The following is a 23,435-nucleotide window of genomic DNA, read 5'->3' as shown; positions in this document are numbered from 1 at the left end:
GGCTTTTTTATTCGCTTTTCAAATGATGCGTTTCCAGCGATAATTCTCTTTCCTGATAATGCTTATAGCGCCTGCGCGTGGCAGCCAAAACCTGCGGCTCTTGAATCACAATCTCAAAAATGCGCGAACAGGCGCGCGGTATATCCGTCTGCGTTTCCAAACTTAAATTAATCAGCACATCGCAGTCGCCGGCGCGATTCGGCGCGGCGGCAAGCAAAATCTTCGCCTCATCCGCCTCTGCGCTGCCGACCACGGCATGCGGCAAAAAAGCCTGCTCGGGATACTGCCACAAATACACATCTAGCGCATGGCACATCGCCTCATCCGCACACAGAATGAAGACGCGCTGCGCCTGCGTCAAAGCCTTATCCGCCAATTGGCAGACCAGACGATAACGTGCCTGCGTCTGCGCATGGGCAAAGACATAAAAACGTACCAGCGGCTGACTCATTCGCTGCTAAGCTGCTCAAGCGCGGTAATATAGCGGCGGCGCAATTCCAAAGTAACCGCTCCCGCCTGTCCATTGCCAATCATCTCGCCGTCGATATTAACCACAGGCGTAGCCCAATTGCCGGCGGAAGTAATAAAAGCCTCATCCGCCAAAATCGCCTCTCTAGGCGTGAAAGCCTGCTCCACCACCGTCAGCCCCATCTCCTTGATAATGCCGAACATCGTGCGGCGCGTAATGCCGTTTAAAATCTCATTATTCGCATAGCGGGTAAAAATGCGGTCGCCTTTGACAATATAGGCATTATTCGCGCTGCCTTCGGTTACATAACCCTCGCTATCGACCATCCAAGCATCGTCAAAACCATGATGCGCGGCAATCGAGCGCGCCAGCGACTGCGCCAGCAGCTGCGTCGTTTTGATATCGCGGCGCAGCCAGCGGATATCGGGCAGCGTTTGCACCGCAATCCCCCGATTATCGGCATTGAGCGGATCAAAAAAGAGCGGAAACATCACTAAATTAGGCTGCATATCTTCCTTAATCAGGAAATCGCGGGGACCGCTGCCGCGCGTGATTTGCAAATAGACCTCACCGTTATCCAGCTGATTGCGCGAAATAACTTCCTTTTGAATACGAATAATCTCTGCACGATTGGCGGGACTGGGCATATTCAGCTCGCCCAAAGAACGGAACAGACGGTCAAGATGCGGTTCATTGTCAATCAAACACCCCTTGATAACCGCGCTCACCTCATAGACGGCATCGCCCATTAAAAAACCGCGGTCGAAAATAGAAATCTTGGCATCTTCGGCTTTACAGTATTCGCCGTTCACATAAGCAATACAATTATTCATCAAACTAACTCCGCAAAAAAGTGCATCATACCGCAGGGCGGCAGACAGGCAAAGCAGTATAAAAAGATATCTACGCCTATTAATTACTTAATTTTTTTATTTATAATATCATTAAATAATTTAAATAAAGCTTCTTGTTGCTCATAATTTTTCCAATAATCATAAAAATATGGAGTATGTGAAAAAAACGAACAAGAAATTGTTTTTTCAATATCTTCTTCAAATTTTTTCGTAAAAAACAGCATAGGCAATACAGGAATTGAACGCTTATACCCCCATATGTCTTTTCCGTTTAAACAAACATCATCCGATTGATAAAGTTTAAATATTTTTCCCCTATTAAAAAAAGCTTGATGTTCAAAACCTAAATTACATATCACAATACCATCTATATTAAATAATTCTTCTTTAGTTGGTACAAATTCCGAATTTTGATTTTTATTTTTAACACGCAAAATACCTATTTGTTCATTTCCCAAACATTCTAGTACATCTGCATATTCATCAAGATCATTACAACACAGGATAACAATATTTACATCATTAAATGATTTTTTTTCTGGCAATTGCCTATTAGCATCTTTTAAAAAATTACTAATTTTTGACATTAAGTTTGGGCTAAAATTTCTAGCACCTTGTTCATATAAAGATTTAATTTTATCCTTCGATAAAAAAAGTTTAATTGGGTCTTTGCCATCATAGCACATTGGTTTAATTGTTTTTATTTCTACATGAAAATTTATACCATTATTAGAAAATTTAACATCATAATTTTTAGGGGTATCAATTTTATTTCCTGTACTCGCTACTTGGCTAGGTATTTGATATAAAAACCCACTTGGAAATTCTTTAAAAAAATGATAAATCAAACTAAACTCACAAGCATGATGGATATAATCTGACTGACCAATACTATTCAATAATTTAGTAAGAATATCTTTAATATCAACTTTTACTTCAATTAATTCTTGAGACATTAACTCCAATTCTTTTAAATAATCCTGTATAAGTTCATTATCTGATTCTGTTTTTAACACTTCTGAAATCTTTTCTTCAAATTTTTTTAAATCCATTTTTTACTTCCATAGATTAAATTAGACCACTCCGCTCCAAGCGACAAATTCTCCTTAATCCCCAGACACCTATCTCGCAAAACCGCTACTTCATCAGAAGACAAATCGTGTGCCATTTACTGCAATTGTTTTTTTCAAGCGGACAATTTCAGTAATCATGCATGTCTCGTTTGTTGTAGATTTCGGTTTTTTGGTTTTTTCGTGGTTTCCAGGCTGCCTGAAACAGGGTATCATTATTCTCTAAATTGAGCACAATATTAATCAAATATTTGACTTTTTGTTGATTTTCTGCCCTATTCAGCATTAAAAGTAATTTCTTATTGTCGTGCATTGTCAGGCGCATCAATGCCCGACTATTATTGATGTTTTCATTACAACCACAGCAACAATAGCGCGGCGCAGCAAATCAGCATCAAGCCCAGACCGTCTTGTTTTTTCAATTGTTCTTTAAATACAAAGCGCGAAATCAGCAGCATAAAGAGGATTTCGATTTGCCCGACGGTTTTCACAATCGCCACATTTTGCAGGCTCATTGCGCTGAACCAAAACAGCGAGGCGATACAGGATGCCGCGCTGGTAGCAAGTAAGAGACGCGGTTGCGCCAATAGTCGGCGCAGGGCATTGCGGTCGCGCCACAGCAAATAGGCGCCGAGTCCGCAGGCTTCGATGAAAATCACGGCGAATAATGTCCAAGCGGCGGCGAGCAGGGGCGGTGCGGCAAGGCTTAAACTGGCTTGGCGCACCCAAAGTGATGTCAGGGCAAAGCATAATCCGCAGACAAGTCCCAAGCAGATTACGCGCGGCGAGAGGCTGCGCAAGGTGCCGCCGCTTAGGAGCAGAACGCCGTAACTGCCGAGTATCACGCCCAGCCAACCCAAGGGACTGAGCGGACTGCTGAAGAAGCAGACGCCGATAATCGCCGCCAGCATGGCTTCGCTGCGCGCCAAGCCGACGCCAATGGCATAGTTTTTCAAACGAAAGAGCTGCACCATTAGGGCAGTGGCGATGATTTGCGCGAGGCTGGCGGCAAAGCAATAGAGATAAAAGGCAAGGCTTAGCTGTTCCAAGCCGATGGCTTCGCCGCGCCCTTGGGCGAGTCGGCTTTGCGCCAGCAGATAAAGCAATGCCAAAGGCCATGCGGCGAGAAAGCGCGCCAGCGTAACGCCGAGGGTCGGCACGCTTTGGCTGAGCTGCTTTTGCAGGGCATTGCGTACCGCCTGAGTCAAGGCGGCAAAGAGCGTAAAAATCAGCCAAAGCATGGGGCTTAGTTCGCGACGGTGTCAGCGCTTAAGGCGGCATTATCCACGCGGATTTTGCTTTGCGCACGCAGCCATTGGTCCAAGCCTTCCTGCATAGCGCGGATTTGCGCGATGCGTTCTTGCTGACCGAGCACTTCGCGCAGCTGGGCATCGGCTTTGTCTTCCGGCAAAGGATAAACCGCCTTGATGCGCGCTACCACAATCGATTGGTCGGGTAATTCATGGCTGGCAAGCGGGGTGTTTTGCTCCATCAAGAAGCTGTACATGATGGGGTCGAGCTCTGCCTCGGGCGCGCTCAAATAGCTTAATTGGCTATAGTGTCCTTCTTCGCCCTGCGCTTGTGCGATTAGCTCGCCCAATTCGGCGGAGGCGTTTGCCAAGGCTTCTTCAATCGCTTTTGCTGCGGCTTGCTGGTCGGCTTTCGCCTTCTCGTTTTGATAGTCCTGCACCACTTGCTCGCGCACGTTTTCTAATGGCTGCGGTGCAGCTTCGCCGCGTTCATCAACGACCATAAACAAGCTGGCATTGCCTAAATCGATTGCCTGCACAGGCGCTTTGACCGCCAAGGCTTTGCCGCCGAACAAGGCTTCCTGCACTTGGGCATGGCTTAACCATTCGGCTTGCCGGCTGCTCGGATTGACGCCCTCTAAATGCGCTACGCTTAAGCCCGCCTGATGCGCCAAATCGGCTAAAGGCGTACCGCTTTGTGCGGCGTCAAACAGGCGATTGGCAATGTCGGTGAATTGTTCTTGGCTTTGCTCGCGTGCAATTTCCTGCCGCAGGGCGGCGTCATCAAGATTTTCCGCACCTTCGATGCTCCCTAGTTGCACGAGCATTGCGCCGTATTCGGTGTTAAAAACCGGCGATACGCCGCCGATGGTGTTGATGGCAAACAAGGCTTCATCGACTTCTTTGCTGATGCCTTTGCCTTTGGCATTCGGGTTCAAATCGCCCGCCTGCCCTGCAATCTCGCCTTGGCTAATCGCGGCGGAAACATCGGCGAAACTGCGATTGCCGGCGCCGATATCGGCAGCGGCTTGTTCGGCATCGGCGGCATGGTCGAAAATCAGATATTGTCCACCGCGCACCACATTTTCGGCGCGTTGCGCACGGGCGGCGGCTAACTGTTCTGCCGTAATTTGGCTAGGGTCGGCAAGCGCGGCAGGGTTGAGCAAAAGATAGCTGATATTGACCCAAGGCTGGCTTAAATATTCGCCTTGATGTTCTTGGAAATATTGCGCCAATGCCGCTTCGTCCACAGCGATTTGCGCGGCAAAAGGCGCAAGCGGAATGCGGATGCCGTGCACGTCGCGGGCAAGGCTTAATTGCGCCAGCAGGGCTTGGTTCGCTTCAGGTGCGGCAGCGGCGGCGCTGAGTATGCGGTAGTAGTTTTCCACGCTTTGGCTTTGGCGCAACCCTTCCTGATAGGCTTGCGCCGTGATGCGGTTGCTGTCCAGCATTTGCTGATAAGTGGCTTCGTCGCCGAATTCGCCTTTAATGTATTGATACAGAGCTTGATCGGATAATTGATAGCCGCTACCCAAGGCGTGCTGACGCAGCAGGACTTGGCTAATCAGCGCATCGAGGGCATTTTGACGCAAGGTGCTGTCGGCGATGTCGGGATTGGCGCGCGCGCGCAAATCGCTAAACATACGATCGACTTGATGACGGCTGATTTCCTGTCCGTTCACATCGGCAACCGCATTATCAACATGCTGATTTTGCGAGAAAGGATTATCGAGAAACAGCATACCTAAACCTGCCGCCGCAATCAGTGCATAAGCAAGTTTGGGAATTTTTTTGGGGGATTCTTGATCTGACATATTTAATGAAGGGTTTCTGAAAAAAGGGCATTTTAGGTAATGCGGCGCCAATGAGCAAGAATTGCGAAGACGGGCTTTTGATTGGCGTGCCTGGCGCTTGCTTTATAAAGGCGGACGCCATGCTTAAAGCATGTGCATGGCGTCGAGAAGATTATTGTTGCAGAGTGGCGATGAGTTGTAGTTCATTGCTGTCTTCGGCATTGGTGCGCAAGATGGTGCGCACCACTTGCTCGGAGGCGAGGCGGGTGGCTTCGCTGAGGCTTTTGCCTTTGAGCATCTGCGCGGCAAGGGTAGAGGCAAAGGTGTCGCCGGTGCCTTGGGCGGAGGTTTTGTAGTAGGCATGGCTTTGCACTTCATATCCGTCTTTTTGCACGATCAGGATTTGCATTTGTCCTTCTTGCCATGTTTCGGGCGCGGCGCTGGTGGTAATAATCCATTGGGTTTGCTCCGAAAGTAGGCTGCGTGCGCCGGCAATGGTTTGCTCGAGGCTTTGCAGTTTTTCACCGCACAGGCATTCTAGCTCGAAGTGGTTGGGGGTCATGCCGTGGGCGAGGTAGCGCAGTTTTTCGCGGTAGGCTTGGTTGAGGCTTTGATCGACGTAGAAGCCGCAGTCGATATCGCCGAGTACGGGGTCGATTTGTATGGTGATGTGCGGATGTTGTTGCTGCACTTTTGCCAGCCATGTGCTGAGAATGTCGGCTTGCGCGCTGCTGCCGAGATAGCCGAGCAGGATGCTGCGGCATTTGTTCAGCACGCCGCGGTCTTCAATGGCTTGCAGATAGCCGGTAAACCAGTCTTCGGGAATCACGCCGCCGTGAAGGCTGTTATAGAGCGGCGAGTTGGACAGATAGACGGTAGGGACGATGCAGACGTTTAAGCCATGGGCTTGCAGAACCGGCACGACGGCATTGTTGCCGACCATGCCGTAAACGACTTGCGATTGAATGGAAATGACGTCTATGTTCAGCGGATTGCTGTCGCTTTTGCTCATTGACCGATCTCCTCGAGTTGTTTGCTTTGTTCTTGGGTGGCTTGATTGACGGCGTTTTGCGCTTTGTTTGTGGTGTCATTTTGCAGTTTTAACATGGGGTTGTCTTCTGCTTTGCTTTGACTTTCGCTTTTGTTATTGTCGCAGGCATGGAGCATGAGGCTGCATAGGCCGAGTAAAATGAGGTGGGTTTTCACAGTTTCTCCTTAGATGAGTTGAAAATGGCGCAGGGCATTGGCAATGCCTTGCCGGTCGATGTCGTCGGTGATGTAATCGGCGACGGCTTTGAGTTCTTCGCAGGCATTGCCCATGGCGATACCGAGTCCGACGCTTTTGAGCATATCGATGTCGTTGAGTCCGTCGCCGAAGGCGGCGACTTGGCTGATGTCGATATTCAGGTTGTCGCAGATTTCGCGAATGCCGCGGGCTTTGCTGCCTTGGCTGGGAATGAGGTCGCAGCCGTATTCATGCCAAGGGGTGTAGATGTAGCGGTCGCTTAATCTTAATTGCGGCAGTTCTTGGGCGAGTTCGGCGGCTTCTTGACTGTTAATGAAGTAGCCGAATTGATGGATGGCGCTTTCTTGATGCAGTTTGGGATGGACAAACCACGGTTCTATGCCGTACATGGCCTGCATAACGCGGTGGTCGAGTCTTGAAACGCAGAGTGCTTCTCTGCCGTGGAGCAAATAGCCCCAGCCTTTATCTTCGGCAAGGGCGATGAGTTGCTTTAGATCTTCCTGCGGTATGGGATGTTCGTGCAGTATGTCGCCATGATGTAGGGCAACTTGTCCGTTTGCACCGCTGATGATATCGATGCCCGCCGTTTGGATAAGATCTTGGATGGCTTGCGGAATGATGCCCAAGCTGCGTCCTGTGGCAATGGCGGTAAGGATGCCTTTGGCTTTGAGGGCTTGCAGGTGGTCGGGCAAATCGGGCGGCAGATAGCCGTCTTCTTTGCGCATTAGGGTATCGTCAATGTCAAAGAAGATGATTTTGATGTTTGGCATGGGGGCAGACTCCGAGTAAATGAGCGGCTATAGTCGAAGAATTGAAAAAGTATTACGGCGTTGGCTCGCCTTGCCGTACGCTCTTGTACCGTCTGCGGCTCGCCGCCTTGTACTACTTTCTCACTTCTCCGACTGCATAGTATAGCGCGTCAGGGTTGTTGATGGGTAAATTCCATGCGCCGCCCGATAAAATGAATCAGCCATAAAACGGGCAGCCCGAGGGCGGCGGTAAAGCAGAAAAAAGCAGGGTAGCCGCCCATATTGTGGACCATGGCGCCGCTGTAGCCGCCGAGGATTTTCGGGAACAGGGTCATGAATGAGCTGAAGATGGCGTATTGCGTAGCGGTGAAGCGGATGCTGGTTAATGCGGATAGAAAGGCGACAAAGACGGTATTGCTGAGTCCCATGGCAAAATTATCAAAGCTGATCGTGAGATAGAGCATGGACATTTGCGGATAGTAGTGCAAAGCCGCAAAGAGCAGATTGGTCAGGCTGGCAAGCAGTCCGCCCAGCAGCATGAGGCGCATCAGGGCGATGCGCTGCGAGAGCAGTCCGCCTAAAAAGCCGCCGAATAGGGTCATGAATAAGCCGAAGACTTTGGAGACTTTGGCAATTTCGCTTTTGCTAAAGCCGCTTTCTTGATAGAAGGTGTTGGCAATTGCACCGGCGACGATGTCGGAGATGCGATAAAAGCCGATCAGCAGCAAGAGCCATAGAGCGGATTTGCCGTAGCGTTCAAAGAAGTCGCTAATCGGCATCAGCCATGCTTGCGCGGCAATGTTTTTGGCGATGAGTCCTGCGCGTATTGCTATATAAGCGGCGGCGGTGGCGGCGGCAATAGCGGTGGCAAAGCACAGTAATTCGCGGATAAAGGCGATGAGGGGACTACCGCCGAAGGTAAAAACGACGCCGCTCAAACGAAAGGCGAGAATGAAGGCGGCAATGCTGAGCAGAAATAGGGCGAAGAGGCGCAGATTATTGCCGGTGCTGATATGTGCGGCAGCATTATTGTCCGTTGTGGGCGTCGGCGAGAGCAGGGTAATCAGCAGTGCGATCGCCATCGTTAGCGCCATGCAAAGATAGGTGTATTGCCAAGCCTGATAGTGGTAAGCCTTGGTACTGGAGCCTAAATATTCGGCGAGATAGAGCGCGCCTGCACCGGCAATCAGCATGCCGACGCGATAGCCCGCCACATACATGGCGGAGGTCACGGCTTGCAGTTGAATATTGCCTTCGGCGATTTCAATGCGGTAGGCATCAATGGCGATGTCTTGGGTGGCGGAAAAAAAGCCGACCAGTACGGCTGCCGCCGCCATGATAAAGAGCGCCTGCGGCGTTTGCGGATTGGTCAGCGCCATCAGGCAAAGCGTGGCAACTACGCCGATTTGGCTGAATAAGAGCCAAGCGCGGCGTTTGCCCAAACGCGGCGAAAGCAGCGGCAATTGCAGGGAATCCAATAGCGGTGCCCAAATGAATTTGAAAGAATATGCCAGTGATGCCCAGCTGAATAAAGTGATGGTTTCGCGCTTAATGCCCGCTTCGCCCAGCCATAGAGTCAGGGTGGAAAAAATTAAAACATTCGGCAGACCGGCGGCAATGCCGAAAGCAAAGAGAATCAGGGCGCGCGAGTCGGTGTAGATACGGGTGGCTTGCAGATAACGGGAAATAGAGGTCATAGGGCGTTTTAAGCGCGATGTTTCATGCCTAGTACATCATGGGACTAGGCAGCGCAGCGCGCATGGTTGCTAAAAAAGAGAGGCTAGAATAGCAGAAATCGGGCGGATGATGCCGCCGGATGTTAAGTCTCCAGCGGTAAAGGTTCCGACAGCGGAATCACGAAATCGTGATTGCGTTGTTCTGCCTGCCATAAATCGTAGGCGGCTTGCATGTTAATCCACATGGTGCTGCTGGTTTTTAATAAGATGGATATGCGTACCGCCATTTCCGCGCTGATGGCGGCTTTGCCGTTGAGGATACGCGATAAGGCGGCGCGCGTAACGCCTAAGCGCTGCGCTGCTTCGGTAATGCTGATATCTTCTAAATATTCTCTTAAGACCAAGCCGGGATGTGCGGGATTGTGCATGTTCATTTTTTGCTCCTTAGTGATAATCCTGATAGTCAACAATTTCGGCATTGCCGTTTTCAAAGCGGAAAGTCAGGCGCCAATTGCCGTTAACGCTAATGCTCCAATGGTCTTTCAAATTGCCTGAGAGTTGATGCAATCGCCATGAGGGAGCATTCATATCCTGCGGACAAGTGGCGTTGTTTAAAGTGGTTAATTGCAGGCGTAATTTAGCCGCATGATTGGCTTGAATGCCCGCCGTGCTGCCTGTTTTGAAAAACTTCTCCAAGCCTTTATGTTTGAAACTTCGAATCATATCCGCTCCTGTATAGCAAGACTATACGCGGCTGAGAAAAATCCGTCAATCAGCGCTTTGGCGGCGCTACCTTTTACAACGCAGCGAAAAATATCTTATCGGCGCAAATTGTGAGTGTTTTTGCCTAATGTTTTGCCAAATACGCTCGTTTTTTAGTGAGAAAAAATGCAGGCAATGCGTATAATGCCTGTCTTTGCAATGAATACTAGGGAAAGAAATGCAGCAATATAACATTGTATGTTTGGCAGGCGACGGTATCGGGCCTGAAATTGTGGCGAGTGCCAAGCAGGTATTGGCGGCGGTGCAGACGCGTTTTGATTTTGCCATTGCGTGGCAGGATTTTGCTTTTGGCGGCGCGGGGATTGATGTCTACGGCGAACCGTTTGCCGCCCCTGTGCAGGCGGCAATTAAAGACTGCGATGCGGTGTTTTTGGGTTCGGTCGGCGGTCCGAAGTGGGATAATGCCGCACAGCGCCCCGAGCAAGGTTTGTTAGCTTTGCGCAAAGCGCTGGATGTGTTTGCCAATGTGCGTCCCTTGAAGGTTTCGGGCGCATTGCTTCAGCATTCGCCGATTAAGCCTGAGATTGTCGATGGCACGGATTTGGTGATTGTGCGCGAGTTATCCGGCGGCGCCTATTTCGGCGAACCGCGGCATTTGGGCGAGCAGGAAGCCTTAGATTCGATTACTTATACGGTCGTGCAAATTGATCGTGTCCTACATTATGCTTTCCGTGTCGCCCAGACGCGCCGCAAAAAGCTGGTGTCGGTGGATAAGGCGAACGTGCTGGCAAGCAGCAAATTATGGCGGCAGCGTGTGCAAATAGTGGCGGCGGATTATCCTGAAGTGCAGGTCAGCCATGAATATGTTGATGCGATGGCGATGCATTTGGTCACGCGTCCGGCGGATTTTGACGTGATAGTGACGGAAAATCTGTTCGGCGATATTCTTTCCGATGAGGCGAGCGTTTTAGGCGGCAGTTTGGGCGTATTGGCTTCGGCGAGTTTTAATGCGCAAGGTCCGTATTTGTATGAGCCTGCGCACGGCAGCGCACCGGATATTGCCGGCAAGGGTATTGCCAATCCGATTGCAACGATTTTATCGGCGGCGATGATGCTGCGTCATAGTTTGGGACAAAGCGCTGCCGCTGAAGCGATTGAAGCGGCGGTAGAGAAAATGATGCAGAGTAATCGTTTGACCGGTGATTTAAACAAAACCAATCCGCTTTCCACCGCCGAATTTACCGCCGAATTGATACGGCATTTATAAATAGGAAAACATCATGAGCAGTTTATACGACAAACTTTGGGACAGACATGTCATTGCAGGGCATGGCGAGGCCTTGCAATTACTGTATATCGACCAGCATTTAATCCACGAAGTGACGACGCCGCAGGCTTTTGACGGTCTGCGTATGACAGGGCGCAAAGTGCGCCGTCCGGATAAGACTTTCGCGACGATGGATCATAATACCCCGACCATTTTGGCAGATCGCCAAGCGATTCGCGATGAGATCTCAAAGGCGCAATTAGATGCTTTGGCGCGCAATTGCGCGGAATTCGGCATTGAATTGGCGGATATGTTTGATGATCGCAATGGTATTGTGCATATGGTCGGGCCCGAATTGGGGTTGACTTTGCCGGGTAAGACGATTGTCTGCGGCGACAGCCACACCGCTACGCATGGTGCTTTCGGCGCATTGGCGCACGGCATCGGCACCTCGGAAGTCGAACATGTGCTTGCCACGCAAACCCTGTGGCAGCCGAAATTGAAAAATCTCGGCATCAAAGTAACGGGCAAACTCAAAGTAGGCGTGTATGCCAAAGATGTGATTTTGCATATTCTGAACCGTTACGGCGTATCGGTCGGCAGCGGCTATGCGATGGAGTTTTTCGGCGATACGATTGAAAACATGAGCATGGAAGAGCGTATGACGCTGTGCAATATGTCGATTGAAGGCGGTGCGAAAGTCGGCTTGGTCGCGCCCGATCAAACCACTTTTGATTATGTCAAAGGACGCACTTATGCGCCTAAAGACGATGCTTATCTGGCGGCGGTGGAAGATTGGAAAACGCTCAAAACCGACAGCGAAAGCGATTATGATCAATTGATTGTGATTGATGTGAATACACTCACGCCGCAGGTTACTTGGGGCACGCACCCCGGCATGGGCGGCGGCATTGAGGAAAATGTGCCGGCACAAGCGGCGGCAAATGAAAAAGCCTTGGAATATATGGCGATTTCAGGAGGTATGGCGAAAAAAGATATTCCGCTGAAGCATGTCTTTATCGGTTCCTGTACCAATGGGCGGCTTTCCGATTTGCGCGAAGCGGCACATATTTTGAAGGGGCGCAAAGTCGCGGCGCATATTACCGCCGTTATTGTGCCGGGCTCGATGCAGGTTAAACACGAAGCCGAAGCGGAGGGGCTGGATAAAATCTTTATCGACGCCGGCTGCCAGTGGCGCGAACCGGGTTGTTCGACCTGTCTCGGCATGAACCCTGATTTAATCCCTGCCTATGAACATTGCGCCAGCACCTCAAACCGCAATTTTGAAGGCAGACAGGGCAAAAACGCGCGCACGCATTTGGTCAGTCCGGCAATGGCTGCTGCTGCCGCCGTCGCAGGACGCTTTATCGACATATCCCGTCCGGATTGGGAAAAGGAATTAGCATAATGAAACCCTTAACCGTTTATACCGCCACTACCGTGCCGGTGATGGCTGACAATATCGACACCGATATTATTATTCCCAAGCAATATCTTAAAAGCATTTTTAAAACCGGCTTCGGTGAATTTGCTTTCGATCCTTGGCGTTATCATGAAGACCGCCGCTTAAAAGAGGAATTCCCCCTGAATCAACCGCAATATCAAGGTGCGGGCATTTTGATTACCGGCGAGAATTTCGGCTGCGGTTCCAGTCGCGAACATGCCGCTTGGGCTTTGCAAGATACGGGGTTGCGCGTGGTCATCGCCGGCGGTTATTCCGATATTTTCTATAATAATTGGCTGAATAACGGCAATTTGCCGATTGTTTTGCCACACGATGTGCGCGAAAAACTCGCCGCCTTGCCGCCTTCGCAAGCAATTACCGTCGATTTGGAAAATAAAGTCGTGCGTGTAGGAGAAGACAGTTATGCTTTTGAAATTGGCGAAGATTGGCGGCAACGCCTGCTCAAAGGGCAGGACAGCATCAGCTTAACTCTGCTGCACGAAGAAGCCATTGCCGCTTATGAAACGCAGCACGGCTAAATAGCTAATCTTTCAAAAAATCCCCTCTTTATAGGAGGGGATTTTTTACGTTTGAAGGATTTATTCGCTCAGAATAGGGCGCTGATTTTCTATCCGTATCTTTTCGCCCTTATCCATGGCGGTAAAGACCACCGGCGTGATAATGCTCGGCACTTTGTCTTCAATGGCGGCGAAATCCACCGTCAGCAAGAGTTCGCCGGCTTGTACTGCCTGCCCTTCTTGCACATGCTGGGTAAAGCCTTCGCCGTTTAATTTCACGGTATCGATACCGACATGTATCAAGATTTCCAAGCCGTTATCCGCTTCAATGCCAATCGCGTGTCTACTAGGGAAGACGGCGGCAATTGTGCCATTAACCGGACTGATAACTTGATTGCCGCTAGGTACAATGGCAAAGCCTGCACCCATGGCACCTGAGGCAAAGGCGGGATCAGGCACTTGCTCCAAAGCGATAATCTCGCCTGCCAAAGGCATTTGCCATTCCTGCGGGAAAGGATTGCTACCCGCTACCGCAGGCACTTTTTCCACAACCGCAGTTTCTACCGCTTCAGCCTGATTGGTCTGCGGCGCAGGATTTGTCGCTGCCGCCTGAAAACGGCGCTGTTTGGAAAAGACAAAAGTCAGGGTAAAGGTAGCGGCAAAGGAAATTGCCATGCCGATAACATAAGGAATGATGCTGTCGGCGCGAATGGAAATAATGCCCGGAATCCCTGCCGCGCCCAACGCCACCGCTTTGACTTTAAACAGGGCGATAAAGGCGCTGGCAAGTGCCGTGCCGATTAAGGCGGCATAGAAAGGATAGCGCAGACGCAGATTCACGCCGAACATCGCCGGCTCGGTAATGCCCAAAACCGCGGAAATGCCCGAAGCGCCCGCAATGCTTTTGAGTTTGGCATCGCGACTAATCCACAATGCGGCAAAGGCTGCCGCCCCTTGGGCAACGTTATTCATGGCAGCTATCGGGAAAATGAAAGTGCCGCCTGATTTCGCCAAATCGGCAATCAGCTGGGTTTCCACCGGAATGAAGCTGTTATGCATACCGGTGATGACAATCGGCGCATAAACCGCACCGAAAATCGCCGCACCGATGGCGCCTGAACTGTTATACAGCCATTGCACGGCATCCGTAAAGGCGATACCGGCATCACGCGTTATCGGCCCGACAATGCTGAAGGTCAAAATCGCGGTGATAAAAATGCTGAGTAAGGGCGTGAGTAGCAAATCCAGACTGGCGGGCATCACACGGCGGATGCTGCATTCGAGTTTCGCCAGTATCCAGCTGCAGACCAAAATCGGCAGAACGGTGCCTTGATAGCCGACTTTGGCGAATTGATGGCCGAAAAATTCCCAATAGTCCAGAGTGTTCGTGCGTATGGCTTCTGCTAAGGCGTAATTATTGGTCAAATCGGGATGCACCATAATCATACCCAAAACCGCGCCCAAGAAAGGATTGCCGCCAAAAATTTTGGTGGCGGAAAAGGCGATTAAAATCGGCAGGAAGACAAAGGGCGCGTTGGCGAAGGTATTAATCATCTCGGCTAATGCCGCCCATTGCGGATAGACTTCAATCAGAGATTTTCCTTCTACAATCAATCCATTGGCGGTAAAAACATTATTCAGCCCCATCAATAAGCCGCCCGCCACAATCGCAGGAATAATCGGCACGAAAATATCGGACAGCATTTTGATAAAACGCTGGAAAATATTGCCTTTTTCTGCACCCAAGGCTTTGGCTTCGGTGGTGCTGACCGATTGCGCGCCCGTCAGTTGCAGCAGAGCTTGGGTTACGTTGTTAACCGTGCCTGTGCCGAAGATGATTTGGAATTGTCCTGCGGTCAGGAAATGCCCTTTGGCGGACTCAATCGCTTCAATAGCGGCGGTATCAATCAGACTTTCGTCTTTTAAGACCATGCGCAGACGGGTGGCGCAATGGGTGGCGGCTAAGATATTGTCTTTGCCGCCGACCGCTGCAATGATTTGTTCGGCAATGTGTTGATATTGGCTCATTTTGAATGCTCCTTAAGAAAAGCGTCTAATTCAGAACGTGTGGGAATACTATTGATTGCGCCGCGTTGCAAAGTCGTCATCGCGCCGGCTGCGGCGGCAAGGTGCAGCAGTCCGGACATCTGATGATGATGACTGTGCCAATGGGCAAGGAAAGTGCCGATAAAGGCATCGCCGGCACCGGTGGCATCGACTGCCTTGACGGCGATACTCTTAACCGCCGCCGTTTTGCCTGTCGCCTGATAATAGCTTGCGCCTTGCGCACCGGCGGTTAAGATGACATGACGCACCGCACCGACAAACAAAGACATCATGCCTTCTTCTGCCTTCTCGCTGCCGCTGACAAATGCCAATTCGTCATCAGAAATTTTCACGATATCGGCAAGCGGCAGAAAATCCCAGATGGCTTGATATAAATCTTGCGGATTTTCCCACAGCGGCAAACGCACGTTCACATCAAAAGAAATCAATCCCCCTGCCGCGCGAAAACGTTCTATTGCACGGCGATGCGCTTCACGCATAGGCGAGGGCATCAGCGCCACCGAGCAAAAATGCAGAATATCCCCAGCCTGCGCCGCAATTTCATCCACATATTCAGGCTGATAAAGCATATCCGCCGAAGGCGAGCGATAAAAAGAAAAGCTGCGTTCGCCGTTATCTAAGAGACTGACAAAGGCTAAGCCCGTCTTGGCTTGGCTGCTGCGGCGCAAATAACGCATATCCACGCCCACCGCCGCGGCTTTGCGCTCAATGAGCCGCCCGAAATCGTCATCGCCGACTTGGCTTAAGATATAACTGCTGCCGCCCATTTTGGCATAGGCGGCGGCGACATTCAGCGGCGCGCCGCCGACCGCAGGGCGGTATAGACTGTCATCATCAGGTGCGCCGCTTTGATTGGGAATAAAATCAATCAGACATTCGCCGATTGCATAAAGCGCCATACTATTTCTCCTCTAAAGTGCGTAAAACTCGATGCCGGCGTTATCCCCCAGCTGATATTGCAAGCCGTCGGCTGTGCTTTGCGGATAAATCCGTCCGCTCATGACAAATTCGCCCCGATTGATAAAGATTTCCAGCGAAGAACTGTCGGAAAATATCTGCACATCGGTAATTTTCTTAATTGCCAAACGCCGCACATGTCCGCCCTTGCCTGCCGGCAAGGCGATTTCAGGCTCGGGCAATAAGCCGCTGCGGCTGCGGTCAAAAACCAAATACTGTCCGTCATAATGCAGCAACGTTTCTTCGTTTTTGTCCTCGTATTCGCCCATGCGCAAACGCAAACTGAAAGGCGCATTATCAGGATTGCTGAGCAATAATTCGTAATGCACGCCGTCATGCGCGCTGCCTTTGCGCAATTCCGCCAAGGCGGGCAAAGGACGCTGATAGAGTTTTTCGCCTTCGATGCTTAAGACGCGCGGCAGACTCAGACAATGCGCCCAGCCGTCCACCGCCGTCGGGCAGCTCATATCGGGTAAACCGAACCACGCGATGACAATTCTTTCCTCCGCCTTGCCCAGCGTGCTTTGCGCGGCATAATATTCAAAACCCAAATCCAATTCCTGAAAGCCTTGATGCCGAAATATCCGCCGCACCTGATCAAAGCTGCCTAGTAAATAGCCGCATTGGTAAATATTGGGATAATCCTGAAGCCCCTGCGGGCAGAATATCAGCACGTCCCGACCGTCTAAGGGAAAATAATCAGGGCATTCCCACATATAGCCGAATTGCGGCAAGACGCAATCGACTTCGCCTTCCAACTGCCATTGCAGACCGTCTGCGCTGCGTAAATACAAAACCGTGCCGCTCAAATTCTCTCTTTGCGCCCCCAAGAGCATAGCATAGCTGCCGTCCGCGTTTTGCCACAATTTGGGATCGCGACAATGCTCGGTATAGCCCGCCGGCGCGCCGCATAAAAAGGGCGGATGTTTTTCCAGCTGATTGTCGGCGCTTAAAAAAGCGCTGCGTTGATAAGGAATCCGCTGCCAATCGGCATCGCGATGATTGCCCGTATAGGCAATCAGCATCTTGTCGCCGAAACTAATGGCGCTGCCCGAGTAAGCGCCGTGGCTGTCTTCAAGCGTATCGGGCGCAATGCCGATGCCCTGAGAAGTAAAATCCAGCAAATTATCGCTGACCAGATGATGCCAATATTTCAGACCATGCACCGGACCTAGGGGAAACCATTGGTAAAACAGATGATATTTGCCCTGATGATAGCAAAAGCCGTTAGGGTCATTGAGCAGACCTGCCGGCGGTTGAATGTGATAATGCTGCCGCCACGGGCTTTGCGCTGCTTGTCGGCATAAGGCTTCGTATTCCGCCATGCTCTCTTGGTTTAAAGGACGGTAACGCCGCTCGGTAGTCCACATATAATTTCCCTTAATATCATAAGAGTTTATATCTTAGGTTATTTCTGTAAAGATTGCTTTGATTGCTTGGCTTTTGATAGAAAAATTTTGCTAAGTTAAATAAAAACAGGGTGATTTTTATTTTTAAAAACGGAATGTGTTTTTTATGATGGGAAATAAGGAGATGAAGAAATCGCCTTGACCCTCTTTTTGCTAGGGCGGATAATCGCTTTCTTTTTAGGAGAAGAGCGAAAATGAGCGAATATCTTAATTTTGTTGATGAAATGACTCAGATTGATGCGGGAAATTTTGTCTTGGGGGAGTATTTGTATCTCGGGCAGATGAAAACCGCGGAAGGAAAAACCGTCGTGCTTTCGGTGGGTTATAAGCCGAATTACGCCCTGCGCAAGATGCAGGAGAATTTTGCCGCTTTGCGGGCAGGAGCGGAGATTCGCGAATGCTATTTGCGCAAAATCCGCGTGGGCGAGACCAATGACTGCGGCAAGATTATGTTGCCCTTGGAGATGTTGGGACAATAAGAGAAAGGCGGCAGGAGCCGCCTTTTTTCTTGAAGATTAATCGGGCAGTTCGCCGCTTTGGCGTTTTTGCTTGAAGTCGCGCGTTTCTTTCACAATCACGCCGGAAAGTAAGAGTAGGGCGACGAGGTTGGGAATCGCCATCAGTCCGTTGAAGGTGTCGGCAATCAGCCAGATTAAATCGAGTTTGACGACGGTGCCTGCCATGACGCTTGCCACATAAATAAGGCGATAAACGGGAATAAATGTTTCTCCGAAAACGTAGGCGGCGCATTTTTCGCCGTAATAACACCAGCCGAGAATGGTGGAGTAGGCAAAGAAAATCAGCCCGATAGTCACAATCCAACCGCCGATGCCGTGCAGCAGCAAATCAAAATTATGGGCGGTTAATGCCGCGCCTTTCAAAGTGGGGCTGAGATAGTTCATGTCATTGAGCGCCAGATTGCCCATGACGAGTACGATGCCGGTAATCGAGCAGACGACAATGGTGTCTAAGAAGGTGCCGGTCATCGAGACCAATGCTTGGCGCACAGGGTGGTCGGTTTTGGCGGCGGCAGCGGCAATCGGCGCCGAACCCAAGCCGGCCTCATTGGAGAACAAGCCGCGCGCCACGCCGTAGCGGATGACGGTGCCGATTGCCCCGCCGGCTACCGCCTGCCCTGTGAAGGCATCGGAGAGAATCAGCGACAGAGCAGGCATTACTAAATCCATGTGCGTAAAGATAATAATTAAACCGCCGAGCACATAAAACAATGCCATGAAGGGCACGATAAAGGAACTGGCTTTGGCAATGCCTTGGATGCCGCCCAAGATGACGACGGCAGTCAATACGGTCAGCGCAATGCCGCTCATCCATGTCGGGATGTCGAAGCTGTTGAAAATGGCTTCCGCTACCGAATTGGATTGCACGGAACTGCCGATGCCGAAGGAGGCGACGGTGCCGAAAAAGGCAAATAGCAGCGCCAGCCATTTCCAATGGCTGCCGAGTCCGCGTTCGATGTAATACATCGGGCCGCCCGACATTTCGCCTTTGCTGTTGGCGATGCGGTATTTCACCGCCAAAACGCCTTCGCCGTATTTGGTCGCCATGCCGAAAATTGCCGACAGCCACATCCAAAATACGGCACCGGGACCGCCCATGACGATAGCGGTCGCTACGCCGACGATATTTCCCGTGCCGATGGTGGCGGAAAGGGCGGTCATAAGGGCGGCAAAATGCGAGACGTCGCCTTCGTGTTCGCTGCCGTCAGCTTTTTTATCGTGCGGCTTAAAGGCTTGCTTGAGGGCGTAGGCGAGCATGCTAAATTGCAGACCGCGCAGCATGACGGTGAGCACGACGCCGGTGCCGACCAGTAAGACCAACATTGCCAAGCCCCAGACCCAACCGTTGAATGCTTTGAAAAAAGATTCGATGATTTCCATCATAAACTCCTGTGGTGAAGGTTTTTTGTATTCGTTTGGGTAAAATTATTGCTATAGCATAAAATGTGTATGTCAAACGAATGAATTTATTGCAACATAGCGAAGCAGGTTTGACAAGTATTAATTTATTGTGGAATCAGCTGTCGATTCTGACAGCCGTCGGATTTTGTGCTACTGTTTGCAGCCTTTGCCTGCGGCATGATGGGAGAAAAATATGCGTAGCGAGCGTTTGTGGTTTAGTTTTTTCATTTTATTGGCATTGACGCTGAATTTCGGTTTTGTTTACGGCGATATCGGCAATCCGGATCATCATCATAAATTTGAATTGTTCTTTGCTTTTCTGGTGAGTTTGGTTTGCACGATTATCAAATTCGGCGACCGCACGCATCTGGGCTCTTTGCTCTTGGCGACCAGTTTGGTGGCGGACGTGCAATTGTTTCTTGCGGTTTTGGTCTGGACCTTCAGTTCGGGTCCGTTGGACGGTAACGGCATGGCGACGATTGTTTCTTTTGCAGTCGGAGCTTTGGTAGCGAATGTGATTTCCGTTACCCTGATGGTAATTGAGGCAGCCAGTCTGCGCCGCTAAGGCTGTGTCGTGAACGAGGTTATTTATCTATTTTTGCAACGTATGCGGCGCCCGATTTTGGTGCTGCTGCTGAGCTATGCCGTGGCGGTATTGGGCATGGCGCTGATGCCTATGGTCGATGAAAACGGCGAGATGAACCGCCTGAGTATTTTCCAAGCTTTTTATTGGGTTAGCTATACCGCCACCACCATCGGCTACGGCGAAGTGCCGGTCGCTTTTTCGCAGTGGCAGCGGATTTGGGCGGCGTTTAGTATTTATTACACCGTTCCCGCTTGGCTCTATGCCGCAGGGAAAATCATCGCTTTATTGGGCGATCAAACTTTCCAAGATGCCCTAAGGGAAAACCGCTTTGCTCAGCGCGTAAGCAAATTGCACAGCCGCTTTGTGATTATCTGCGGCTTCGGCGAGGCGGGCAAACGTTTGGTGCATCGTTTGCAGGCGCAAAATTACGTCTGCGTGGTGGTGGATATCGATGCCGATCGCATTAACCGCATGGCGCTGGATCCGGCTTTGCACAATGTATTGGCGCTGAAAGGCAATGCCGCCGATGTGGAATTGCTGACGCGGGCAGGAATCCGCTCGCCTTATTGCCGTGCCGTTTTGGCGATTACCGATAATGAGGAAGTCAATATCAAAGTCGCTTTATCGGCAAGGCTGCTTTCTTCCGACCGCAACCGCTTTAAAATCATTTGCCGCACGATGTCGCGTCAAGCCAGCGCCAATGCGCATTCTTTCGATACGGATTTTGTGATTAATACTAGCCAAGTCTTTGCCAACCGCCTTACCGTCGGTTTGCGCCGTCCTTCGATTGCCAATTTGCTCAGCCGCTTGAACGGCACGCCGAATAATGTGTATGAAGCGCCGCCGCGACCGCCTACAGGTACATGGATTATCTGCGGCTACGGCGCATTGGGCAGAACCTTAGTCCGCTTTTTGGAATATGAAGGCATTGATACGGTGGTGATTAACCGCGAAGCACAGGGCAGTTTGCTGAAAACGCAAATCAAGGGCAAAGGTACGGAAGCGGTAACCTTGCGCGAAGCGCGGATTGACCGTGCCCAAGCGATTGTGGCGGGACTTGAAAACGATCCCGATAATCTCTCGATTGCTATGACGGCGAAGCAAATGCAGCCCTCGCTCTTTGTGGTGGGCAGGCAGAACGAAAGCAGCAATGCGCGTTTGTTTGAAATGGCGGGCTTCGACCAAGTTATGGAAGAAGCCGATTTATTAGTCAGCGAAATTTTTCCTTATTTGGCGCGCCCGATGCTCAGCCGCTTTATCCGCTTGGTGCGGCATCAAAGCGAAGAATGGGGGCGCTACCTCATGCAGCGGATTGATGATATTGCCGGTGATCATAATCCTAACCAATATCTGCTGCGGATTACCGAAAAACATGCCCCTACCGTGATTGAACATCTCAAAAGCGGACATTTGCTGCGTATGCAATCCTTATGGACTTTGGCCAATGACAGCAAGACCTTGAATCAGGCATTGCCTCTGTTACTGCTGCGTGAAGGCAAAGAAATCCTGCTGCCAAAAACGGCGACCAATTTACAAGTCGGCGACCAAGTACTGCTGCTTTATCATCAGTCGGAAGTCGCCACACGCATCAGCCGTAACTGCTTTGATAGCGGCGCCCTATATTGGACGCTGCATAATCGCGAGAAAGTCAATTCCTATCTGCTTAATTACCTCTTGAAGAAATTTGAATGATGATTCCTTATTACCAAACCTACGGCAGCGGCGCGCAAAGCCTTGTATTGCTGCATAGCGGCGGCATGGCGGGCGAAGAATGGCAGCCGCAAATCGCCGCCCTTTCCAAACGTTATCGCCTGCTGGTACCGGATTTGCCGGGACACGGCAAAACCTTATTACCGGATGATCAACTCAGCATCGGCAAATTAGCCGCCGCCGTAATTGCCATGTTAGACGCCGAAGGCATTGCCAGCGCCCATATCTGCGGTTCGTCTATGGGGGCGGCAACGGCAATGTATCTGAGTTTGCATTATCCCGAGCGGGTGGAAAAAGCGATTTTTTATCGTATTTCCTATCAAAAAACTGGCGGTACTTACGAGCAAACCCGCCTCATGGCAGATCCCGCCTATTGGCAACGCTTCGGATTGCAGGCATGGCTGTCCAAGCTGCATGAGCCGCAAGGCGGCGTTGAGGCTTGGCGGCGCGTGATTGAGCGCGTCTCCGAAGCGCTGAATCCGGCACATAGCGAACATAGCCACCGCTTGGAAGATTTTGCACGTTTGGACAAATCGGTGCTGATTATCACCGGCGACCGCGATCCGGTCTCGCCTTTGGCAGATGCTTTGGATTTATACCGCGTGATTCCGAATTGCGGATTATGGGTTATGCCTTTTGCCAGCCACATCACCGCCAGCAATACATGGCGCAGCGAAGCCTTTGCCGAAGAGATTATAAGATTTCTCGCACGCGAAGATAAAAGCAGCTAAAATGCTAAAAATTTATTGTTACTTAATGTAAGGAGAACCTATGAAATTTGTTACAGTAACCGCGAATCCGGCGATTGATTTGACGGTACACGCGCCGAATTGGCAGCGCGGGGAAGTCAGCCGCGGCGAACGTTTGGATAAAACCGCCGGCGGCAAAGGGATCTCAGTTGCTATCAATTTGGGCGATGCCGGCGAAAAAGACGTAATTGTCACCGGCTGGATGGGCGATCATAATGACGGTACTTTTACGGAAGCATTTGAAGAACACGGCGTAAAAGACGAATTTATCCGTATCCCCGGCGATACCCGCCGCTGCATCAAAATCATTGACGACAATAACGGCGAAACCACCGATATTAATTTGCCGGGATTGGAAATTCCCGCAGAAGCGGTTCAAAAACTTGAAGATTATCTGGAAAAAACCATAGACGGCGACAGCGTATTGGTTATGGGCGGCAGTTTACCGCCCGGCGTACCTGCGCAATATTACGCCCAACTTGTGGCAAAATATCGCGACAAATGCCGCTATGTGGTGGTAGATACCAGCGGTAAAGCCCTGACTGAGGTGATGCAGGCGGAGGTATTGCCGCATGTGGTTAAGCCCAATATTCACGAATTGGAAGAATTATGCGGACACGAATTGGAAGACGATGCGCATATCGTTGAGCAAGCGAGAAAATTCCTTGACCAAGGCGTGGAGTTGGCAGTGATTTCCATGGGCAGCCACGGCGCTTGGTTCGTACGCAAAGATCAGGCCATTCATGCCGCGCCGCCGCGCGTCAAAGTCATGAGTACGGTAGGTGCGGGCGATGCGATGGTCGCCGGCGTGGTGCGCGGTTTGGCTTTAGGACAAGACCTTGAAACCATCGCGCGCACTTCAACCGCCTATAGCGCAGCGAATATTCAGCACATGGGCGTGGCCTTGCCGGAACCTGAAGTCATTGAGCGTTTGATGAAGCGCGTAATGATTTCGCAATTGCCTTAAGCATTTAAAAAG

23 protein-coding genes and 1 pseudogene are annotated in these 23,435 nt (G+C 50.7%); 8 read left to right on the top strand and 16 right to left on the bottom strand.

Annotated features, from left to right (window positions below; genetic code table 11):
* Window positions 1-7: 7 nt before the first annotated feature.
* The 12 genes and pseudogenes from DYC63_RS10435 to DYC63_RS10380 all read right to left on the bottom strand — a co-directional run bounded on the left by DYC63_RS10435 (window position 8) and on the right by DYC63_RS10380 (window position 9,830).
* A complete protein-coding gene (locus DYC63_RS10435) occupies window positions 8-451 on the bottom strand; it encodes a DNA polymerase III subunit chi (protein WP_115219164.1) in 444 nt (147 codons plus the stop codon).
* Window positions 448-1,302 (bottom strand): D-amino-acid transaminase, encoded by an 855-nt coding sequence (locus DYC63_RS10430; RefSeq protein ID WP_115219163.1) that lies wholly within the window; start codon window positions 1,300-1,302, stop codon window positions 448-450. Before DYC63_RS10430 ends, DYC63_RS10435 begins: the two co-directional genes overlap by 4 nt.
* An 83-nt stretch (window positions 1,303-1,385) precedes the next feature.
* Window positions 1,386-2,375, bottom strand: coding sequence for a hypothetical protein (locus DYC63_RS10425; protein WP_115219162.1), 990 nt, complete (start codon window positions 2,373-2,375; stop codon window positions 1,386-1,388).
* 371 nt (window positions 2,376-2,746) lie between these two features.
* The gene (locus DYC63_RS10415) at window positions 2,747-3,634 is read right to left on the bottom strand and encodes a DMT family transporter (protein WP_115219160.1); all 888 of its coding nucleotides are present in this window, start codon (window positions 3,632-3,634) and stop codon (window positions 2,747-2,749) included.
* A gap of 5 nt (window positions 3,635-3,639) precedes the next feature.
* Window positions 3,640-5,457 carry a peptidylprolyl isomerase gene (locus DYC63_RS10410; RefSeq protein ID WP_115219159.1) on the bottom strand — a complete coding sequence of 606 codons (1,818 nt, stop codon included), beginning with the start codon at window positions 5,455-5,457 and terminating at the stop codon, window positions 3,640-3,642.
* A gap of 151 nt (window positions 5,458-5,608) precedes the next feature.
* Entirely contained in the window at window positions 5,609-6,448 is an 840-nt protein-coding gene (gene pdxK / locus DYC63_RS10405; RefSeq protein ID WP_115219158.1) for a pyridoxine/pyridoxal/pyridoxamine kinase, read from the bottom strand.
* Window positions 6,445-6,642 carry a hypothetical protein gene (locus DYC63_RS10400; protein ID WP_115219157.1) on the bottom strand — a complete coding sequence of 66 codons (198 nt, stop codon included), beginning with the start codon at window positions 6,640-6,642 and terminating at the stop codon, window positions 6,445-6,447. The genes pdxK and DYC63_RS10400 overlap by 4 nt, the downstream gene beginning before the upstream one ends.
* 9 nt (window positions 6,643-6,651) lie before the next feature.
* Entirely contained in the window at window positions 6,652-7,452 is an 801-nt protein-coding gene (locus DYC63_RS10395; RefSeq protein WP_115219156.1) for a Cof-type HAD-IIB family hydrolase, read from the bottom strand.
* A gap of 20 nt (window positions 7,453-7,472) precedes the next feature.
* Window positions 7,473-7,595, bottom strand: a pseudogene (locus DYC63_RS13820) (IS30 family transposase); the annotation flags it as partial.
* A 6-nt stretch (window positions 7,596-7,601) separates the two neighbouring features.
* Window positions 7,602-9,128, bottom strand: a complete 1,527-nt coding sequence (locus DYC63_RS10390; RefSeq protein WP_115219155.1) for an AmpG family muropeptide MFS transporter — start codon at window positions 9,126-9,128, stop codon at window positions 7,602-7,604.
* Between the two features lie 122 nt (window positions 9,129-9,250).
* A complete protein-coding gene (locus DYC63_RS10385) occupies window positions 9,251-9,541 on the bottom strand; it encodes a HigA family addiction module antitoxin (RefSeq protein ID WP_115219154.1) in 291 nt (96 codons plus the stop codon).
* 10 nt (window positions 9,542-9,551) lie between these two features.
* Window positions 9,552-9,830: a type II toxin-antitoxin system RelE/ParE family toxin gene (locus DYC63_RS10380; protein ID WP_115219153.1), complete on the bottom strand. Its 279-nt coding sequence runs from the start codon at window positions 9,828-9,830 to the stop codon at window positions 9,552-9,554.
* Between the two features lie 217 nt (window positions 9,831-10,047).
* On the opposite strand from DYC63_RS10380, the gene leuB reads away from it, so the two are divergent.
* The 3 genes from leuB to leuD are packed head-to-tail and all read left to right on the top strand — an operon-like array spanning window position 10,048 to window position 13,080.
* Window positions 10,048-11,097: a 3-isopropylmalate dehydrogenase gene (leuB, locus tag DYC63_RS10375; RefSeq protein ID WP_115219152.1), complete on the top strand. Its 1,050-nt coding sequence runs from the start codon at window positions 10,048-10,050 to the stop codon at window positions 11,095-11,097.
* A 10-nt stretch (window positions 11,098-11,107) separates the two neighbouring features.
* Window positions 11,108-12,505, top strand: coding sequence for a 3-isopropylmalate dehydratase large subunit (gene leuC, locus DYC63_RS10370; protein WP_342769731.1), 1,398 nt, complete (start codon window positions 11,108-11,110; stop codon window positions 12,503-12,505).
* Window positions 12,505-13,080: a 3-isopropylmalate dehydratase small subunit gene (leuD, locus tag DYC63_RS10365; RefSeq protein ID WP_115219150.1), complete on the top strand. Its 576-nt coding sequence runs from the start codon at window positions 12,505-12,507 to the stop codon at window positions 13,078-13,080. Before leuC ends, leuD begins: the two co-directional genes overlap by 1 nt.
* A 60-nt stretch (window positions 13,081-13,140) precedes the next feature.
* On the opposite strand, the gene DYC63_RS10360 is transcribed toward leuD, so the two are convergent.
* The 3 genes from DYC63_RS10360 to DYC63_RS10350 are packed head-to-tail and all read right to left on the bottom strand — an operon-like array spanning window position 13,141 to window position 17,453.
* A complete protein-coding gene (locus DYC63_RS10360; RefSeq protein ID WP_115219149.1) occupies window positions 13,141-15,087 on the bottom strand; it encodes a sucrose-specific PTS transporter subunit IIBC in 1,947 nt (648 codons plus the stop codon).
* Window positions 15,084-16,025, bottom strand: a complete 942-nt coding sequence (locus tag DYC63_RS10355) for a carbohydrate kinase family protein (RefSeq protein ID WP_115219148.1) — start codon at window positions 16,023-16,025, stop codon at window positions 15,084-15,086. The genes DYC63_RS10360 and DYC63_RS10355 overlap by 4 nt, the downstream gene beginning before the upstream one ends.
* A gap of 12 nt (window positions 16,026-16,037) precedes the next feature.
* Complete coding sequence (locus DYC63_RS10350; RefSeq protein WP_115219147.1) at window positions 16,038-17,453, bottom strand: sucrose-6-phosphate hydrolase; 1,416 nt, start codon at window positions 17,451-17,453, stop codon at window positions 16,038-16,040.
* A 233-nt stretch (window positions 17,454-17,686) separates the two neighbouring features.
* On the opposite strand from DYC63_RS10350, the gene DYC63_RS10345 reads away from it, so the two are divergent.
* Window positions 17,687-17,971 carry a hypothetical protein gene (locus DYC63_RS10345; RefSeq protein WP_115219146.1) on the top strand — a complete coding sequence of 95 codons (285 nt, stop codon included), beginning with the start codon at window positions 17,687-17,689 and terminating at the stop codon, window positions 17,969-17,971.
* A 36-nt stretch (window positions 17,972-18,007) separates the two neighbouring features.
* Here the strand turns inward: DYC63_RS10345 and DYC63_RS10340 are convergent, their stop codons facing one another.
* Complete coding sequence (locus tag DYC63_RS10340) at window positions 18,008-19,390, bottom strand: alanine/glycine:cation symporter family protein (protein ID WP_115219145.1); 1,383 nt, start codon at window positions 19,388-19,390, stop codon at window positions 18,008-18,010.
* Window positions 19,391-19,604: 214 nt separating this feature from the next.
* Between DYC63_RS10340 and DYC63_RS10335 the strand changes: the two genes are divergently transcribed.
* From DYC63_RS10335 to pfkB, 4 genes are read left to right on the top strand one after another with little or no spacing between them, the layout of a single operon-like run.
* Window positions 19,605-19,976, top strand: a complete 372-nt coding sequence (locus DYC63_RS10335) for a DUF6394 family protein (RefSeq protein WP_115219144.1) — start codon at window positions 19,605-19,607, stop codon at window positions 19,974-19,976.
* Window positions 19,977-20,018: 42 nt separating this feature from the next.
* Entirely contained in the window at window positions 20,019-21,689 is a 1,671-nt protein-coding gene (locus DYC63_RS10330; protein WP_245888147.1) for a potassium channel family protein, read from the top strand.
* Window positions 21,686-22,438: an alpha/beta fold hydrolase gene (locus DYC63_RS10325; RefSeq protein ID WP_115219142.1), complete on the top strand. Its 753-nt coding sequence runs from the start codon at window positions 21,686-21,688 to the stop codon at window positions 22,436-22,438. Before DYC63_RS10330 ends, DYC63_RS10325 begins: the two co-directional genes overlap by 4 nt.
* Before the next feature lie 40 nt (window positions 22,439-22,478).
* Entirely contained in the window at window positions 22,479-23,423 is a 945-nt protein-coding gene (gene pfkB, locus DYC63_RS10320; RefSeq protein ID WP_115219141.1) for a 1-phosphofructokinase, read from the top strand.
* The last annotated feature ends 12 nt before the right edge of the window (window positions 23,424-23,435 follow it).

Source organism: Suttonella indologenes (assembly GCF_900460215.1).
GTDB lineage: Bacteria > Pseudomonadota > Gammaproteobacteria > Cardiobacteriales > Cardiobacteriaceae > Suttonella > Suttonella indologenes.
Note: the sequence above shows the minus strand (reverse complement) of the source record. Positions and strands in the feature narration are given on the sequence as shown.

Coding starts and splice junctions, on each gene's coding strand:
- DYC63_RS10435 (WP_115219164.1), bottom strand. CDS start 451: ATGAGTCAGCCGCTGGTACGTTTTTATGTCTTTGCCCATGCGCAGACG.
- DYC63_RS10430 (WP_115219163.1), bottom strand. CDS start 1,302: ATGAATAATTGTATTGCTTATGTGAACGGCGAATACTGTAAAGCCGAA.
- DYC63_RS10425 (WP_115219162.1), bottom strand. CDS start 2,375: ATGGATTTAAAAAAATTTGAAGAAAAGATTTCAGAAGTGTTAAAAACA.
- DYC63_RS10415 (WP_115219160.1), bottom strand. CDS start 3,634: ATGCTTTGGCTGATTTTTACGCTCTTTGCCGCCTTGACTCAGGCGGTA.
- DYC63_RS10410 (WP_115219159.1), bottom strand. CDS start 5,457: ATGTCAGATCAAGAATCCCCCAAAAAAATTCCCAAACTTGCTTATGCA.
- pdxK (WP_115219158.1), bottom strand. CDS start 6,448: ATGAGCAAAAGCGACAGCAATCCGCTGAACATAGACGTCATTTCCATT.
- DYC63_RS10395 (WP_115219156.1), bottom strand. CDS start 7,452: ATGCCAAACATCAAAATCATCTTCTTTGACATTGACGATACCCTAATG.
- DYC63_RS10390 (WP_115219155.1), bottom strand. CDS start 9,128: ATGACCTCTATTTCCCGTTATCTGCAAGCCACCCGTATCTACACCGAC.
- DYC63_RS10385 (WP_115219154.1), bottom strand. CDS start 9,541: ATGAACATGCACAATCCCGCACATCCCGGCTTGGTCTTAAGAGAATAT.
- DYC63_RS10380 (WP_115219153.1), bottom strand. CDS start 9,830: ATGATTCGAAGTTTCAAACATAAAGGCTTGGAGAAGTTTTTCAAAACA.
- leuB (WP_115219152.1), top strand. CDS start 10,048: ATGCAGCAATATAACATTGTATGTTTGGCAGGCGACGGTATCGGGCCT.
- leuD (WP_115219150.1), top strand. CDS start 12,505: ATGAAACCCTTAACCGTTTATACCGCCACTACCGTGCCGGTGATGGCT.
- DYC63_RS10360 (WP_115219149.1), bottom strand. CDS start 15,087: ATGAGCCAATATCAACACATTGCCGAACAAATCATTGCAGCGGTCGGC.
- DYC63_RS10355 (WP_115219148.1), bottom strand. CDS start 16,025: ATGGCGCTTTATGCAATCGGCGAATGTCTGATTGATTTTATTCCCAAT.
- DYC63_RS10350 (WP_115219147.1), bottom strand. CDS start 17,453: ATGTGGACTACCGAGCGGCGTTACCGTCCTTTAAACCAAGAGAGCATG.
- DYC63_RS10345 (WP_115219146.1), top strand. CDS start 17,687: ATGAGCGAATATCTTAATTTTGTTGATGAAATGACTCAGATTGATGCG.
- DYC63_RS10340 (WP_115219145.1), bottom strand. CDS start 19,390: ATGGAAATCATCGAATCTTTTTTCAAAGCATTCAACGGTTGGGTCTGG.
- DYC63_RS10335 (WP_115219144.1), top strand. CDS start 19,605: ATGCGTAGCGAGCGTTTGTGGTTTAGTTTTTTCATTTTATTGGCATTG.
- DYC63_RS10330 (WP_245888147.1), top strand. CDS start 20,019: ATGCGGCGCCCGATTTTGGTGCTGCTGCTGAGCTATGCCGTGGCGGTA.
- DYC63_RS10325 (WP_115219142.1), top strand. CDS start 21,686: ATGATGATTCCTTATTACCAAACCTACGGCAGCGGCGCGCAAAGCCTT.
- pfkB (WP_115219141.1), top strand. CDS start 22,479: ATGAAATTTGTTACAGTAACCGCGAATCCGGCGATTGATTTGACGGTA.